This is a genomic window from Pseudoalteromonas sp. JSTW, assembly GCF_013423925.1.
GTDB lineage: Bacteria > Pseudomonadota > Gammaproteobacteria > Enterobacterales > Alteromonadaceae > Pseudoalteromonas > Pseudoalteromonas lipolytica.
In genome coordinates this window covers 2,240,542-2,255,766 of sequence record NZ_CP058972.1, presented here as the reverse complement: position 1 = coordinate 2,255,766, position 15,225 = coordinate 2,240,542, and the positions used below count along the sequence as shown (strand labels likewise).

The window sequence follows — 15,225 nt, the reverse complement described above, 5'->3', positions numbered from 1 at the left end:
GATAAAGAAACGGGTTAATGAAAATTAGCCTGTTTTTTTTTGCGCTAAATAAAATGAATTAAATTTTGGAGAAATTAGAAATTAGAAATTAGAAATTAGAAATTAGAAATTAGAAATTAGAAATTAGAAAGGAAGTTGGCTGGGATACCAGGATTTGAACCTGGGAATGGCAGGATCAAAACCTGCTGCCTTACCGCTTGGCGATATCCCAACGCTAAACTTGAAGAGTTTTAGTTCTACTTAAGAACATGGTGCGGAAGGAGAGACTTGAACTCTCACAACCGAAGTTACTGGAACCTAAATCCAGCGCGTCTACCAATTCCGCCACTCCCGCATCATTAAGTTGTATTTTTATACTCTATACAGAGTTTTTCTTATTCACTCTCTTGGTAGAGAAAGTGGCTGGGATACCAGGATTTGAACCTGGGAATGGCAGGATCAAAACCTGCTGCCTTACCGCTTGGCGATATCCCAACAAAGAAAAAGTTGATAGTTTTGGTTCTTATCAAGAACATGGTGCGGAAGGAGAGACTTGAACTCTCACAACCGAAGTTACTGGAACCTAAATCCAGCGCGTCTACCAATTCCGCCACTCCCGCATCATTAAGTTGCATTTTTATACTCTATACAGAGTTTTTCTTATTCACTCTCTTGGTAGAGAAAGTGGCTGGGATACCAGGATTTGAACCTGGGAATGGCAGGATCAAAACCTGCTGCCTTACCGCTTGGCGATATCCCAACAAAGAAAAAGTTGATAGTTTTGGTTCTTATCAAGAACATGGTGCGGAAGGAGAGACTTGAACTCTCACAACCGAAGTTACTGGAACCTAAATCCAGCGCGTCTACCAATTCCGCCACTCCCGCATTGTGTGTTTAAAAACACTGGTAGTTATTTTTAACTCTTCATTGAGTGCAGTTTAAACTCCTGCAGAGCCATTCTAAAAGAAGAATGGTGGCTAAGACGGGATTTGAACCTGTGACCCCATCATTATGAGTGATGTGCTCTAACCAACTGAGCTACTTAGCCATTGTGGCTGGGATACCAGGATTTGAACCTGGGAATGGCAGGATCAAAACCTGCTGCCTTACCGCTTGGCGATATCCCAACAAAAATTTGATAATTTTAGTTCTTATCAGAACATGGTGCGGAAGGAGAGACTTGAACTCTCACAACCGAAGTTACTGGAACCTAAATCCAGCGCGTCTACCAATTCCGCCACTCCCGCATTTTGTGTTTAAAAAACACTGGTAGTTATTTTTAACTCTTCATTGAGCAACAAAAAGAATGGTGGCTAAGACGGGATTTGAACCTGTGACCCCATCATTATGAGTGATGTGCTCTAACCAACTGAGCTACTTAGCCATCTTTTTTGTTAGCACTTCATCGCTGAGTGCGGGGCGTATTATGCTGATATGACCTAAATCCGTCAACACCTTTTTTGCAAAAAAACGCTTAACAGGGTTTGTTTGCATTAAAATTAAGCTAAGCGGCTAAATTTTATTTAAATTGCTGTTTTTTTGACAGACAAAGACACCACTAAAAGTATATTACGTATTGTTGCTAATAAAAGCCCACTTTTAATCTGTTTGATTTTTATACAAAAATTAAGTGTGTAAATTTAAAAACTATTTTGTTGAGAGTTTTTATAACACATAAACGTATTTACAGTGATAGGAGTAGAATACTATACACAGAGCAAATAGATAAAATAGCTCTGTTTACAGCGCTAAAAATAGCCTGCGCGTCGTGGTGTCAATTCAGAAAACAAAAAAGGCTCGTGATAACGAGCCTTTTATATAGAGTGTGCTACACAACTTATACGTTAAATAAGAAGTTCATAACATCACCGTCTTTCACGATGTACTCTTTACCTTCTTGACGCATTTTACCTGCTTCTTTCGCGCCGCTTTCACCTTTGAACTCAATATAATCATCAAAAGCGATAGTTTGTGCACGGATAAAGCCACGTTCGAAATCAGTATGAATTTTACCTGCCGCTTGTGGTGCTGTTGCGCCGACAGGAATTGTCCATGCACGTACTTCTTTTACGCCTGCTGTGAAGTAGGTTTGTAATTTAAGTAATTCGTACCCGCCACGGATCACTAAGTTAAGGCCCGGCTCTTCAAGACCTAAGTCAGCCATAAACTCAAGCTTGTCTTCTTCTTCAAGCTCAGATAGCTCTGATTCGATAGCCGCACAGACAGGAATAACAACCGCATCTTCTGCAGCTGCGATTTCACGCACTTTGTCGAGGTATGGATTATTTTCAAAACCATCTTCTGCCACGTTTGCGATGTACATTGTTGGTTTAATTGTTAAGAAGTTTAAAGGCTTAATAGCTGCTTTTTCTTCTTTTGTTAGTTCTAAAGAACGTAACGTTAAACCTTCATCAAGGTGTGCTTTTACTTTTTCTAGAACTGCGTTTTGTTCTTTTGCATCTTTATCGCCACCTTTGGCTTTTTTCGCATTACGGAAACTTGCTTTATCAGCGCTGTCCATATCAGCCAGTACTAATTCGGTGTTAATGACATCAATATCGTCAGCAGGGTCGATAGTGCCGGCAACGTGAACGATGTTTTCGTCTTCAAAACAGCGCACTACATGACCGATTGCATCAGTTTCACGAATATTCGCAAGGAACTGGTTACCTAAACCTTCACCTTTTGAAGCGCCTTTTACAAGGCCTGCAATATCAACGAATTCCATCGTTGTTGGTAAAATGCGTTGCGGATTTACGATTTCGGCTAATGCATTTAAGCGTGCATCAGGCACCGGTACCACACCTGTGTTCGGCTCGATGGTACAGAAAGGGAAGTTAGCGGCTTCAATTCCCGCTTTAGTTAGTGCATTAAATAATGTTGATTTACCAACGTTTGGCAAGCCAACGATGCCACATTTAAAACCCATAGTAAGATACCTTGTGTAATTTCATTAAAACGGATTAAGGTTTAAATGAATGTAGTCTGTTTTGTGCTTTTAACACACCATCTTTTGCAAGAATTTCCATACAACGAACTGCCTCATCAATAGCGGCATCCATTTTTTCTTGATCTTCTTTAGCGGCTTTACCAAGTACCCAGCCTGTCACCATTTCTCGGTGACCCGGATGACCAATACCGATACGAAGGCGCATGAAATCTTTTTGGTTTGCCATTTTCGCAATAATATCTTTTAAACCATTGTGACCACCGTGGCCGCCACCTTTTTTTAGTTTAGCAATGCCGGGATCAAGATCCATTTCGTCGTGCGCTACGAGAATGTTCTCAACAGGGATTTTAAAGAAATTAGCGAGACTACTCACCGCCTTACCACTTAAATTCATGTAAGTAGTTGGGATCAGTAATTTAAATTCTTGGCCTTGAATGATCACTTTGCCAGTGAGGCCGTGATATTTAGGATCGTGTTTGAGTGTGCAGTTATAGCGTGCTGCGAGTTCTTCAATGAACCAAGCACCTGCATTATGGCGTGTATTTGCGTATTCGGGGCCTGGATTAGCCAGGCCCACAAGCATTTGAATAGAATTCAAGGTGTGTACACCTTAAAAATTATTCTGCAGCGTCTTCTGAAGCTTCTTCAGCAGGAGCAGCTTTGTTAGCTTTTACAGTAACAATTGACTGATCGTGGTCTGCACCTTTAGCTAGCTCAACAGATGAAACACCTGCAGGTAGTTTAAGGTCTGAAAGGTGGATTGAATCACCTGCAACTAAATCAGCAACGTTAACTTCAACGAACTCAGGAAGTGACTTAGGAAGACACGTGATTTCGATTTCAGTTAATTGGTGAACAACAGTGTTACCTGCTTTAGTTACTTTCTCTTCACCGATGAAGTGTACTGGCACTTTAGTGTGAAGTTTGTGAGAAGCATCTACACGTTGGAAGTCTAAGTGAGTGATCTTAGGCTTGAACGGGTGACGTTGAATATCTTTAAGGATAGCTTCAACTGACTCACCGCCAATGTTTAAAGTAAGGATGTGCGTGTAGAAACCTTCGTCTTCTTGCGCTTTGATCATATCTTTGTGTGCAAGAACGATTGATGCAGCTTCTTTGTCAGCACCGTAAAGGATTGCAGGAACTTTATCTTCACGGCGTAGGCGGCGGCTCGCACCAGTACCTGTTTCTGTACGTAATTCTGCATTGTATGTATAAGTTGACATAATGTCTCCAAAAATTAAAAGTCTTAGGGCCTTTGCGACCAAGGTCCCCAGCCAAAAGGCGCGCTATCATACCACCACTTTGAGGGAAAATAAATAACGACCACAAAAAAAGCACCTAGACGGTGCTTTTTGGCTATCACTGCGTGTTTATTAGTGTTCAAACATCGCTGAGATAGATTCTTCGTTGCTGATACGACGAATTGTTTCAGCAAGCATATCTGCAAGCGTAAGCACTTTGATTTTATCCAGTGCTTTAAGCTCATCAGACAGTGGAATTGAGTCAGTAACAATCACTTCGTCGATGACCGATTCACGGATGTTTTCAGCTGCGTTGCCAGAAAGTACAGGGTGAGTTGCGTATGCAAATACACGCTTAGCACCATGTTCTTTAAGTGCAGCTGCCGCTTTACACAGTGTCCCGCCTGTGTCGATCATGTCATCTACGATGATACAGTCGCGACCTTCAACGTCACCAATAATGTGCATTACTTGTGAAACGTTAGCTTGTGGACGACGCTTGTCGATGATAGCAAGGTCTGTATCGTTTAATAGCTTCGCGATTGCGCGAGCACGAACAACACCACCGATATCGGGTGAAACAACAACAACGTCATCGAAGTCGCGTTCTTTCATGTCTTCTAATAGCACTGGGCTACCGAATACATTATCAACCGGCACATCGAAGAAACCTTGAATTTGTTCAGCGTGTAAATCAACCGTTAGAACACGGTCAACACCTACACTTGATAGGAAATCTGCAACGACTTTAGCTGTGATTGGTACACGAGCAGAACGTACGCGACGATCTTGACGTGAGTAACCAAAGTATGGGATTACTGCAGTAATACGTCCAGCAGACGCACGACGTAGGGCATCAACCATAACGATAAGTTCCATTAGGTTATCGTTAGTAGGGTTACAGGTTGATTGAACGATGAAAACGTCAGAGCCACGAACATTTTCATTAATTTGAACACTGATCTCACCGTCACTAAAACGGCCAACAACAGCATCGCCTAATTCAATATACAAACGTTTTGCAACTTTTTGAGCTAGCTCAGGTGTTGCGTTACCAGCGAAGAGCTTCATGTCAGGCACGGTAGGGTTCCTCAGGCACTGAATTTTGGGACTAACAGGCTTTGGTAGGCACCAAAGCAGGTTAACTTTTACATTTACTTGTACGTTACTTCATTTCAAAGTGAGCATTTAATGCTGTATGAGCAGGAGAAAGTGTAGCACTAGTTGCTACAAAACCTGTCCACTTTTCTGGCAACTGAGCTAAAACTTGTTCTGCCTCGGCCTGAGTTGAAAACTCAGCAAAGCAGCAAGCGCCCGTGCCAGTCATCTTTGACGGAGCGTATTTTAGCAACCACTGGAGGGCTTTTTCAACCTCGGGGCAGAGCTTTTTGACCAAAGGCTCGCAATCATTGCGTAAATTTTCTGTTTGCCAATCAGCTTTTAGCTTGGCTGTGTCGCGTTTTAAATCAGGGTGAGTAAAGATTTCTGCCGTACTCACATGCTCGCCAGGATGCACAACACAGAACCAACCTGGGGTTAATTCAACATTATGTAATTGCTCGCCAATGCCATGCGCAATTGCGGTATGACCATTAATAAACACGGGCACATCAGCGCCAAGCGTGACTCCTAGCTGTGCTAATTCAGCCAATGACAGATTACAGTTCCATAATCTATTGAGTGCCAGTAAGGTGGTTGCCGCATCTGATGAGCCACCACCAACACCGCCGCCCATAGGCAAGCGCTTAACTAAATGAATGTTTACACCTTGCTGGCACTGACAATGTTGTTGCAATAAAAATGCGGCTTTATATATGAGGTTGTCGTGAGTAGGAATGCCTTGTGTGTCACCCGTGACGGTAATTTTACGGTCATCGGTGAGTGAAAACGTTAAATCGTCACCAAAATTTAAAAACGTGAACAGGGTTTCGAGTTCGTGATAGCCATCCTCACGACGACCATTAATATGTAAAAACAGATTTAGTTTTGCGGGTGCTATTAAGGTGAGTGGAGCGTGCGAAGTTTCTGTCATGATTAATTAAACTGCCAATCATTAAGTTGAATTTTAATACGAATTTGCGGGTTTTTAAGGCTCAGCTTTGTTGGAAGCCAATAGCCATCTTGTTTTATATAATGAGAATAGGTGATTTGCCATTGCTGGCCGTTTTCAGCGTGCCATATTAGACTTGTTAAGCGATTGAGTTCGTCAAATTGGGTGTGTTCGTTGTCAGCGGTCCCTTTGAGCCATGTCGCCGCGTTATTGAGCGGAATAGTGAAACCCGTCAGCCGGTAAAGTAATAAGGAGGCATCGCGGTCTGTGTAAACATCACCGTCGTATTCAATTTCAGCGCCATATGCATTTTGTTTTAACGACAAAATACGGGTACCGATAAAACTGGTTAAGATCATGTCGCTGTGTAACTCGTCGTGTTGCCAATTGACGTTAGCTGATTGACGTTGCTCTGAACTAATAAAGGCAATTTTTCCTTGTACTTGCCACTTGGCATGGTGATCAAGGCGGGTTTTCCAATCAGGGTAAACGTAGTCAATCGTTGATGTTTTTTGGGCGCAACCACTGATAAATAAAAAAAACATGAATAAAATCAAATATTGTTTAATCAAATGTCGTTCCTTACTTTCCATATTCCGCTGATTTTTGGTAAAATTAACGCCTTTACAGCTGGGCTTAGCAATATTTGGTACATATGACCATCGTAGCACTTGGTATAAATCACAAAACCGCATCCGTAGAATTACGCGAAAAAGTCGCGTTTTCGCCTGAGCAAATGTCTGAGGCGTTACAACAATTAAGTGGCCATGCGCATTTTAATGAAGCGGTTATTGTTTCGACCTGCAACCGAACCGAAATCTATTGTAGCCTTGCTGAGCGTAATTCCCAAACACTGTTGCACTGGTTAGCCAGTTTCCATGGTTTGGATGAACAAGAACTGAGCAGTAACACCTATTATCATGAGGGCGAGCAGGCTATTAATCATTTAATGCGTGTGTCGTGCGGCCTTGATTCCTTGGTATTGGGTGAGCCACAAATTTTGGGGCAAATAAAGCAAGCCTACCATAATGCAAAAACGCATGATGCCATTGGTGTGACATTTGACCGCTTGTTTCAAAAAACGTTCTCGGTAGCAAAGCAAGTTCGCACAGAGACAGACATTGGTGCCAGTGCGGTATCCGTGGCTTATGCTGCTGTTAATTTAGCCAAGCATATTTATGGTAAGTTAGATAAAACCAACGTATTGCTGATTGGGGCAGGTGAGACCATTGAACTGGTGGCTAAACATTTATACCAAAATGATCCGCAAAAAATCACGGTGGCAAACCGCACCATCGAGCGTGCAAAAAGTTTAGCTGTCGAAGTTGACGCTGATGTTATCGCTTTGGCGCAACTACCTGAGCGTCTCCACGATGCCGATATTGTTATTAGTTCTACCGCGAGTACTTTGCCAATTATTGGTAAAGGGGTGGTTGAGCAGGCTTTAAAAAAACGTCGTCACAAGCCCATGCTGTTTATTGATATTGCTGTCCCTCGGGATATTGAGAGCCAAGTAGGCGAATTAGATGCGGCCTATTTGTATTCAGTAGATGACTTACAAGCGATAGTGAGCGAGAATATCGCCGCGCGCGAACAAGCGGCGCAGCAAGCGCAAATAATTATTGATGCGCGCACCAATGAATTTGTCATGTGGCTGCGGTCTCTCGATTCGGTCGATATTATTCGTCTGTATCGAAATGATGTACAAGATATTAAATCAGAACTTGTCGAAAAAGCACTTGGCCAGCTGCAAGCAGGCAAAGACGCAGAAAAAGTGATACTCGAGTTGGCAAACAAACTGACCAACCGCTTGATGCACGCACCTACCCGTGCTATTCAAGATGCGGCTAAAAATGGTGAAGCCGCTGAGTTAAGTCAATTAAAGAAAATGTTAGGTATTGATCAGGAATAGCCGTTAAATGAAAGAGTCTGTTTATAGAAAGTTAGAAACCTTAGTCGAGCGTTATGAGGAAGTGCAAGCGCTGCTAAGCGACCCCTCTGTGATCAGCGATCAAAATCGCTTTCGTGCCTTATCTAAAGAATATTCAGAATTAGAAGAAATTGTTAAAGCGTTTTTAGCGTACCAGCAAGCACAAGATGATGTCGCTGCAGCAGAAGAAATGCTAAAAGACTCTGATCCTGAGATGCGCGAAATGGCGCAAGAAGAATATAAAGAAGCAAAAGCACAAATTATTGCATTAGAAGATGAAATTCAGATCTTAATGCTACCAAAAGATCCGAAAGACAATAACAACGTCTTTTTAGAAGTGCGCGCAGGCACGGGGGGCGATGAAGCCGCTATTTTTGCGGGCGATTTATTCCGCATGTACAGCCGCTACGCAGAAACGAAAAAGTGGAAAGTCGAAATAGTGAGCACCAACGAAGGTGAGCACGGTGGCTATAAAGAAGTTATCGCACATATTTCGGGTGAAGGCGTGTACGGCCAGCTTAAGTTTGAATCAGGGGCGCACCGTGTTCAACGTGTACCAGAAACTGAGTCGCAAGGCCGTGTTCATACCTCGGCGTGTACCGTTGCGGTTATGGCAGAAGTGCCTGAGGCAGAGGCTATCGAAATTAACCCTGCAGATATTAAAGTCGATACATTCCGTGCGTCGGGTGCCGGTGGTCAGCACGTAAATAAAACTGACTCAGCAATTCGTATTACCCACCTTCCAACGGGTGTGGTCGTTGAGTGTCAGGATGAGCGTTCACAACATAAAAACCGTGCGAAAGCGATGTCGGTACTTGGTGCACGTTTACAACAAGCCGAAGATGAAAAACGCCAAGCGGCTGAAGCATCAGAGCGTCGTAATCTAGTGGGCAGTGGTGACCGTTCAGAGCGTATTCGTACTTATAATTACCCGCAAGGTCGTATTACTGATCACCGTATTAATTTAACATTGTATCGTTTAAATGAAGTTGTTGCAGGTGATTTAGGCTGTGTTATCGAGCCCCTAATGCAAGAACACCAAGCTGATTTACTTGCTGCGATGGGCGATGAATAATCGTGCCACAAAGCATAGAACAAGCACTGATTGCTGCGACGGCGTTATTAACGCCTAGCAGCGACAGCGCGAAACTAGACGCGCAAGTCCTGCTACTTTCTATTCTCGACAAACCCCGTAGTTACTTATTTAGTTGGCCTGAAAAACACCTAACGGAACAGCAAGAAGCTGAGTTTAATCATGCATGCCAGCGTCGCTTGCAAGGTGAACCTGTCGCGCATATCACCGGCATTAGAGAATTCTGGAGTTTGCCACTAAAGGTGAATGCCACCACTTTGATACCTCGTCCTGATACGGAAACGCTGGTTGAGTATGCACTGGGGCTTGAATTACCCCATGCTGCAAACGTGCTCGATTTAGGAACCGGGACGGGGGCAATTGCGCTTGCACTGGCCAGTGAAATGCCCAATTGGCAAGTATTAGGGGTTGATAGAGTACCCGAAGCCGTTGCGCTTGCTAACGAGAATCAACAACGACTTAATATTAACAACGCCACTTTTGCTTTAAGTAATTGGTTTAGCGCTGTAAACCATAAAAAGTTTGATCTGATTGTTAGTAACCCGCCGTACATTGAATACGATGATGAACATTTGAGCCAAGGTGACGTGCGTTTTGAGCCCTTGTCAGCCTTGGTGGCTGATGATGATGGCATGGCTGATATTAAGCAAATAATTACAATGGCACGTGACTATTTAGCAACAAATGGCTATCTTTTAATTGAACATGGCTACCAACAAAGTGTTAAAGTTCAAGAATTTTTTGCACAAATGTCGTATAGCCATATACTTACAGTTAAAGATCTTGGCGGTAATGACCGTGTAACGTTAGCACAATGGCCTAAATAAAATAACAGAACACTGTGCGCATATAGCCTTTGAGGGTCCCAAACAATGGATGATTTTTTGTTTTCGGATGAAGCACTTGATGATGTATCAGAAGTGGTTCAGGGTAGTTGGAAAGTCATCGTCGTTGATGACGAACCAGAAGTACATGCCGTAACAAAGCTTGCGCTCAGTGACTTTGAATTCCAAGACAAACGTCTTGAATTTATTAGTGCTTACTCAGGTGAAGAGGCAAAGCAATTAATAGAGCAGCACCCAGATGCAGCCATCGTATTACTCGATGTAGTAATGGAAACCGATGATGCTGGCCTGCGGGTTGCAAAATATATTCGTGAAACTGCAAAGAACAATCATATTCGTATTATTCTTCGTACGGGCCAACCCGGTCAGGCACCGGAAAGACAAGTAATCGTTAATTATGATATTAACGATTACAAATCTAAGACAGAGCTGACAGCACAAAAGCTCTTTACAGTGGTGATGTCGAGTTTGCGTTCGTATCGCGATATCTTATCTATAGAGCAATCACGCCAAGGCCTTGAAAAAATTATAAAAGCATCGCGTGATATTTTTTCTACTCATTCATTAGAGCACTTTATTGAAGGGGTGATGCAACAACTCACCTCATTGCTCGGTACAGTAGAGCAAGCCGTGTATGCTACGAGTCTGGTGGCAAGTAACCCGCTCGATAACCAGAAAAAGCTCGTTGTATTCTCAGGCAAAGGTGAGTTTGAACGCAGCGAAGGCAAAGCGATTGAAGAGGTGCTCAATGAAGAGCAGCTACAAGCTTGTCAGGAAGCGCTAAGAGAAAAAACCATCGTTTACCGTGAAAACTACCTATTTGCGTATTGCAGCAGTGAATACAATCATAATTCTATGCTGTTTATTTCGGGTATTCCAAAGCACTTATCCGATACACAGCGCCACCTCATCGAGATATTTTCACAAAACGTGCAACTTGCTTATGAAAACGTTCAGCTTCAGGCTGAAATAGAAGCAACTCAACAAGAACTGGTGTTTAGATTAAGTGAAGCGCTTGAACAACGCTCTACCGAAACAGGAAACCATGTAAAACGTGTGTCGCACATTTGCTACGAATTGGCTGTGGGCTATGGATTACCTAAGCGCGAAGCTGAATTAATTCGACATGCAGCTCCTCTTCATGATGTTGGAAAGGTTGGGATACCTGACGCTATTCTCAATAAACCAGGGCCACTAAGCGATGAAGAGTGGGCAATCATGAAACAGCATGCAGAAAAGGGGCACCGAATATTAAAAGACTCGTCACGTGATATTGTTAACACAGGAGCTGTTATTGCGTTATCTCACCATGAGCGTTGGGATGGCACAGGCTATCCTGCAGGCTTAAAAGGGGACGATATCCCGATTGCTGGGCGCATTGTTGCACTGGCCGACGTGTTTGATGCACTACGACACAAGCGTTGTTACAAAGAGCCTTGGTCTCTTGAAGATGTTGTAAAAGAGATAAACGCTCAGCAAGGAAAACAGTTTGATCCAAAGTTAATAGATGTGTTTAATCAACGCATTAAAGAAATAGAAGACGTACTTGTACGTTACCCAGATTAATGACAATTAGAATTGAGGCATATGGATTATTTAGCAGTTAAACACACTCACATGTTACTCGCTGTGTTGAGTATCATTTTATTTTACGTTCGCTCTTTTTCGCGATTAAAAACAGCCACATTAGCAAAGAATAAAATCGTTTTTATTGGCAGTCATAGTATCGACACGTTGTTGTTGGTTTCTGCTATTGCATTGATTGTAATGGCTGGGTTTAACCCGCTAGAGCAGTCGTGGTTGCTTGAAAAAATTATTTTAGTGATTGCCTATATCGCTTTAGGAATTGTTGCAGCCAGACAAAGCTCACAATCGGCACGTGTCATTTTACTTGTTGTGACAACCTTCATTTTACTTGCGATTGGTTATCTCGCCTCTGCAAAGAACGCTTTTATCCTGTAAACATTGAAACGCGGTATATCGACTGTTAACCGTTATACCGCTGCTCACTTTCTCTTTTCAAGATTGGCAACTGACGCTAAAAGTAGGTAAACTAGCCTCTCGTTTTCGAAAGAGATGTTGCAGTATAAATGACCACCCCTTGGTTTGAAGATCACAATGAATCCTATCAAGATGAGGCCTTTGACGCATTTTCTTCAAACGTGCTTTATCGTTGTATCGATGCTGAATTAACGTGGGACACACAGGTAGATTTAACTGCTTGTTATGACACATTAAATGAGTTTGAAGATACCGTATCAGCACTTTGTACTGAATTTAAAGAGCCACACGAGCGTCTAGATAAACTTCTTGATACCTTTTATCAGCAATGGTTGTTCAGTGCCTCAAGCCTAAAAGTGCCTGAGTACACGTTAAACAGCTTTAGCTACACCATTACGATGCGTAGTGGTACACAAACCACACTGGCGATATTACTTTGTCACTTATTACAGCACGCTGAATTTGATGCCACAGTGACTTTAAGTCAAGGTGAAGTTCATATTCATGTCGCAATAAGCGAAGAAGAGGGCTATTTAATTGAGCCAAGTACGGGCCAGCAAAGTTGGTATATTACCCCCGAAAATGCCTGTGAAGAGAATGGTGATGAACAAGAACCACTTGAGCTAATTTTTGAAGAAGAGCTTTATAAGCTGTATTTAGCACAGCAAAAGTGGTCGTTTATCAGCGAGAGCAAGTTTGGTCATGCCCTTCATTGCGTTGACATGTTAATGGAACTACTCGGTGATGACCCCTATGAACGCCGTGACCGAGGGTACCTGCTTAATCAATTAGATTGCCCTAAAATGGCCCGTGACGATTTGCAGTATTTTATTAATGAATGCCCAGATGATCCGGCCATAGAGATTATTCAGCATCAAATTGCTGAAATCGAAGATAACAATAATACACACCACTAAATTAAAGGAACATTTATGACTGACGCCCACAGTGCGCTTATTACCAATGACGCAGTCGTACTTGGTTTGCTTGCCGTTATTTTGGGGTTTATCTTTAAAACCTCACACAGTAATAATGCGGCATGCCGAAAATTTTATAAATATGTGCCCGCACTCCTGCTGTGCTACTTTTTACCCTCGTTATTAAATACTTTTGGGATTGTTGATGGTCACTCGTCGAATGTTTATTTTGTAGCATCTCGCTACTTATTACCGGCTTGTTTAATTCTGTTAACCATCAGCATTGATTTAAAAGCCATTTTAAACCTTGGTCCGAAAGCGTTAATCATGTTCTTAACCGGTACCATGGGGATTGTGATTGGGGGTCCGTTAGCGATTTTAGTGATGAGCGCGGTCTACCCTGAAGCCGTTGGTGGTCATGGCCCCGATGCGGTTTGGCGCGGTATGACAACTATCGCAGGTAGCTGGATAGGCGGGGGCGCTAATCAGGCCTCAATGAAAGAAATGTTTGAAGTTGGTGGGGATATTTTCTCGGCAATGGTAACGGTTGATGTCATTGTGGCTAACTTATGGATGGCTGTACTGTTACTGATGGCTGCTAATCACAAAGCCATTGATGCCAAAACGGGGGCAGACACCCGTGCAATTGAAGAGCTTAAAGAGCGTGTTGAAGCCTATCATGCTGAACATGCACGTATGCCCACACTCAATGATTACATGACCATTATTGCGATTGCCTTTGGTATAACGGGCTTGGCGCATTTTTGTGCGGACTTTTTAGGGCCGTATTTTGGCGCTAACTTCCCATGGGCACAAGAATATAGTTTAAACAGTAAGTTCTTTTGGCTAATTGTAATTTCGACGACAATCGGGATTAGTTTATCGTTTACTAAAGTACGTCATATCGAAGCATTTGGTGCATCAAAAGTGGCTTCAAGCTTCTTATATATTTTGGTGGCATCAATTGGTCTTCACATGAATATTACGGCTATTTTTGATTCGCCAATGTACTTTGTTTTGGGTGTGATCTGGATGTTGACACACGCAAGCTTAATGCTGATTGTAGCGAAATTAATTAAAGCGCCTTTATTTTATATGGCCGTTGGGTCTCAAGCGAATGTAGGCGGGGCAGCATCAGCGCCCGTAGTTGCCTCAGCGTTTCATCCATCACTTGCCCCTGTAGGTGTTTTACTGGCAGTTTTGGGCTATGGTGTCGGAACCTATATGGCATATATTTGTGGATTAATGCTGCAAGCTGTTGCACCTTAAGGAATGAAAAATGAACAACCAGTTAATTAAAATCAACGAGATTGAATTAGCAAACGACAAACCCTTTGTGTTGTTTGGTGGTATGAACGTGCTTGAGTCTCGCGACCTAGCAATGCGCATTGCTGAGCACTATGTCGAAGTAACCTCGAAGCTAAATATCCCGTATGTTTTTAAAGCGTCATTTGATAAAGCAAATCGCTCATCAATTAACTCTTATCGTGGCCCGGGGATGGAAGAAGGGTTAAGAATCTTCGAAGAAATTAAAACAACGTTTAACGTGCCACTCATCACCGACGTGCATGAGCCACACCAAGCTGCGCCAGTGGCAGAGGTTGTTGATGTTATTCAATTACCTGCTTTCTTAGCACGCCAAACTGATTTAGTTGTCGCGATGGCGAAAACAGGTGCAATTATTAACGTGAAAAAACCACAGTTTTTAGCACCGCACGAAATGCGTCATATCATTAAGAAATTTAATGAAGCAGGCAACAATAATGTGGCGCTGTGTGAGCGTGGTACAAGTTTTGGTTACAATAACCTTGTTGTTGATATGCTTGGTATGGATGACATGAAGCCAATGGCTCCGGTTATTTTTGATGCAACGCATGCGTTACAACGCCCGGGTGGCCGTGCTGATTCGGCTGATGGTCGTCGTGCGCAAGCGGCAGAGCTTGCTCGCAGTGGTATGGCATTAGGTATTGCGGGTCTGTTTATTGAGGCGCATCCTAACCCTAACGAAGCAAAATGTGATGGCCCTTGCGCCCTTGCATTAAGTAAGCTTGAAGGGTATTTAACACAAATGAAAGCGGTTGATGATTTAATTAAAAGCTTTGCACCGTTAGACACCAGCGCAAGCGATTTATAGAATACTCAGTATTAATGAGTATTTAATGACGAAAAAGGCGACCAAGGTCGCCTTTTTTTATTTGTATCGCTATAATCGACGC

Annotated in this window: 14 protein-coding genes and 10 tRNA genes; 8 read left to right on the top strand and 16 right to left on the bottom strand. The window is 42.8% G+C overall.

Translation table 11 applies throughout. The features are described 5' to 3' along the window. Window positions 1–136: 136 nt before the first annotated feature. The 16 genes from GZH31_RS10350 to lolB form a co-directional block, all read right to left on the bottom strand. Window positions 137–211, bottom strand: a tRNA-Gln gene (locus GZH31_RS10350). A 38-nt stretch (window positions 212–249) separates the two neighbouring features. Further along, window positions 250–334, bottom strand: a tRNA-Leu gene (locus GZH31_RS10345). Between the two features lie 65 nt (window positions 335–399). Next, a tRNA-Gln gene (locus GZH31_RS10340) sits at window positions 400–474 on the bottom strand. A gap of 40 nt (window positions 475–514) precedes the next feature. Further along, window positions 515–599, bottom strand: a tRNA-Leu gene (locus GZH31_RS10335). A 65-nt stretch (window positions 600–664) separates the two neighbouring features. Continuing rightward, window positions 665–739 (bottom strand) — tRNA-Gln (locus GZH31_RS10330). 40 nt (window positions 740–779) lie between these two features. After that, a tRNA-Leu gene (locus GZH31_RS10325) sits at window positions 780–864 on the bottom strand. Window positions 865–950: 86 nt separating this feature from the next. After that, window positions 951–1,027 (bottom strand) — tRNA-Met (locus tag GZH31_RS10320). 4 nt (window positions 1,028–1,031) lie between these two features. Continuing rightward, a tRNA-Gln gene (locus GZH31_RS10315) sits at window positions 1,032–1,106 on the bottom strand. Between the two features lie 35 nt (window positions 1,107–1,141). After that, window positions 1,142–1,226: transfer RNA gene (locus tag GZH31_RS10310), tRNA-Leu, on the bottom strand. Between the two features lie 60 nt (window positions 1,227–1,286). Beyond that, window positions 1,287–1,363, bottom strand: a tRNA-Met gene (locus GZH31_RS10305). 453 nt (window positions 1,364–1,816) lie between these two features. Then, window positions 1,817–2,908 carry a redox-regulated ATPase YchF gene (gene ychF / locus GZH31_RS10300; protein WP_036967393.1) on the bottom strand — a complete coding sequence of 364 codons (1,092 nt, stop codon included), beginning with the start codon at window positions 2,906–2,908 and terminating at the stop codon, window positions 1,817–1,819. Between the two features lie 34 nt (window positions 2,909–2,942). Beyond that, window positions 2,943–3,527 carry an aminoacyl-tRNA hydrolase gene (gene pth, locus GZH31_RS10295; RefSeq protein ID WP_036967395.1) on the bottom strand — a complete coding sequence of 195 codons (585 nt, stop codon included), beginning with the start codon at window positions 3,525–3,527 and terminating at the stop codon, window positions 2,943–2,945. A gap of 19 nt (window positions 3,528–3,546) precedes the next feature. Continuing rightward, window positions 3,547–4,155 (bottom strand): 50S ribosomal protein L25/general stress protein Ctc, encoded by a 609-nt coding sequence (locus GZH31_RS10290; protein ID WP_036967397.1) that lies wholly within the window; start codon window positions 4,153–4,155, stop codon window positions 3,547–3,549. A gap of 150 nt (window positions 4,156–4,305) precedes the next feature. Next, on the bottom strand, window positions 4,306–5,253 hold the full coding sequence (locus GZH31_RS10285) for a ribose-phosphate pyrophosphokinase (RefSeq protein WP_036967404.1): 948 nt from the start codon (window positions 5,251–5,253) through the stop codon (window positions 4,306–4,308). Window positions 5,254–5,338: 85 nt separating this feature from the next. Then, window positions 5,339–6,205, bottom strand: a complete 867-nt coding sequence (ispE, locus tag GZH31_RS10280; RefSeq protein WP_036967407.1) for a 4-(cytidine 5'-diphospho)-2-C-methyl-D-erythritol kinase — start codon at window positions 6,203–6,205, stop codon at window positions 5,339–5,341. A gap of 2 nt (window positions 6,206–6,207) precedes the next feature. Next, window positions 6,208–6,795 carry a lipoprotein insertase outer membrane protein LolB gene (gene lolB, locus GZH31_RS10275; protein WP_074989264.1) on the bottom strand — a complete coding sequence of 196 codons (588 nt, stop codon included), beginning with the start codon at window positions 6,793–6,795 and terminating at the stop codon, window positions 6,208–6,210. A gap of 83 nt (window positions 6,796–6,878) precedes the next feature. On the opposite strand from lolB, the gene hemA reads away from it, so the two are divergent. From hemA to kdsA, 8 genes are all read left to right on the top strand, one after another. Next, window positions 6,879–8,135 carry a glutamyl-tRNA reductase gene (hemA, locus tag GZH31_RS10270; protein WP_036967413.1) on the top strand — a complete coding sequence of 419 codons (1,257 nt, stop codon included), beginning with the start codon at window positions 6,879–6,881 and terminating at the stop codon, window positions 8,133–8,135. A 7-nt stretch (window positions 8,136–8,142) separates the two neighbouring features. Next, window positions 8,143–9,228 (top strand): peptide chain release factor 1, encoded by a 1,086-nt coding sequence (gene prfA, locus GZH31_RS10265; protein ID WP_036967416.1) that lies wholly within the window; start codon window positions 8,143–8,145, stop codon window positions 9,226–9,228. Window positions 9,229–9,230: 2 nt separating this feature from the next. After that, window positions 9,231–10,073, top strand: a complete 843-nt coding sequence (gene prmC / locus GZH31_RS10260; protein WP_036967419.1) for a peptide chain release factor N(5)-glutamine methyltransferase — start codon at window positions 9,231–9,233, stop codon at window positions 10,071–10,073. Between the two features lie 45 nt (window positions 10,074–10,118). After that, a complete protein-coding gene (locus GZH31_RS10255; protein ID WP_180310936.1) occupies window positions 10,119–11,657 on the top strand; it encodes a DUF3369 domain-containing protein in 1,539 nt (512 codons plus the stop codon). A gap of 21 nt (window positions 11,658–11,678) precedes the next feature. Continuing rightward, window positions 11,679–12,053, top strand: coding sequence for a SirB2 family protein (locus tag GZH31_RS10250; protein ID WP_036967427.1), 375 nt, complete (start codon window positions 11,679–11,681; stop codon window positions 12,051–12,053). 128 nt (window positions 12,054–12,181) lie between these two features. Further along, entirely contained in the window at window positions 12,182–13,009 is an 828-nt protein-coding gene (locus tag GZH31_RS10245; protein ID WP_036967428.1) for a tetratricopeptide repeat protein, read from the top strand. A gap of 15 nt (window positions 13,010–13,024) precedes the next feature. Continuing rightward, window positions 13,025–14,278 carry a DUF819 domain-containing protein gene (locus tag GZH31_RS10240; protein ID WP_036967429.1) on the top strand — a complete coding sequence of 418 codons (1,254 nt, stop codon included), beginning with the start codon at window positions 13,025–13,027 and terminating at the stop codon, window positions 14,276–14,278. Between the two features lie 10 nt (window positions 14,279–14,288). Continuing rightward, entirely contained in the window at window positions 14,289–15,143 is an 855-nt protein-coding gene (kdsA, locus tag GZH31_RS10235; RefSeq protein WP_036967432.1) for a 3-deoxy-8-phosphooctulonate synthase, read from the top strand. The last annotated feature ends 82 nt before the right edge of the window (window positions 15,144–15,225 follow it).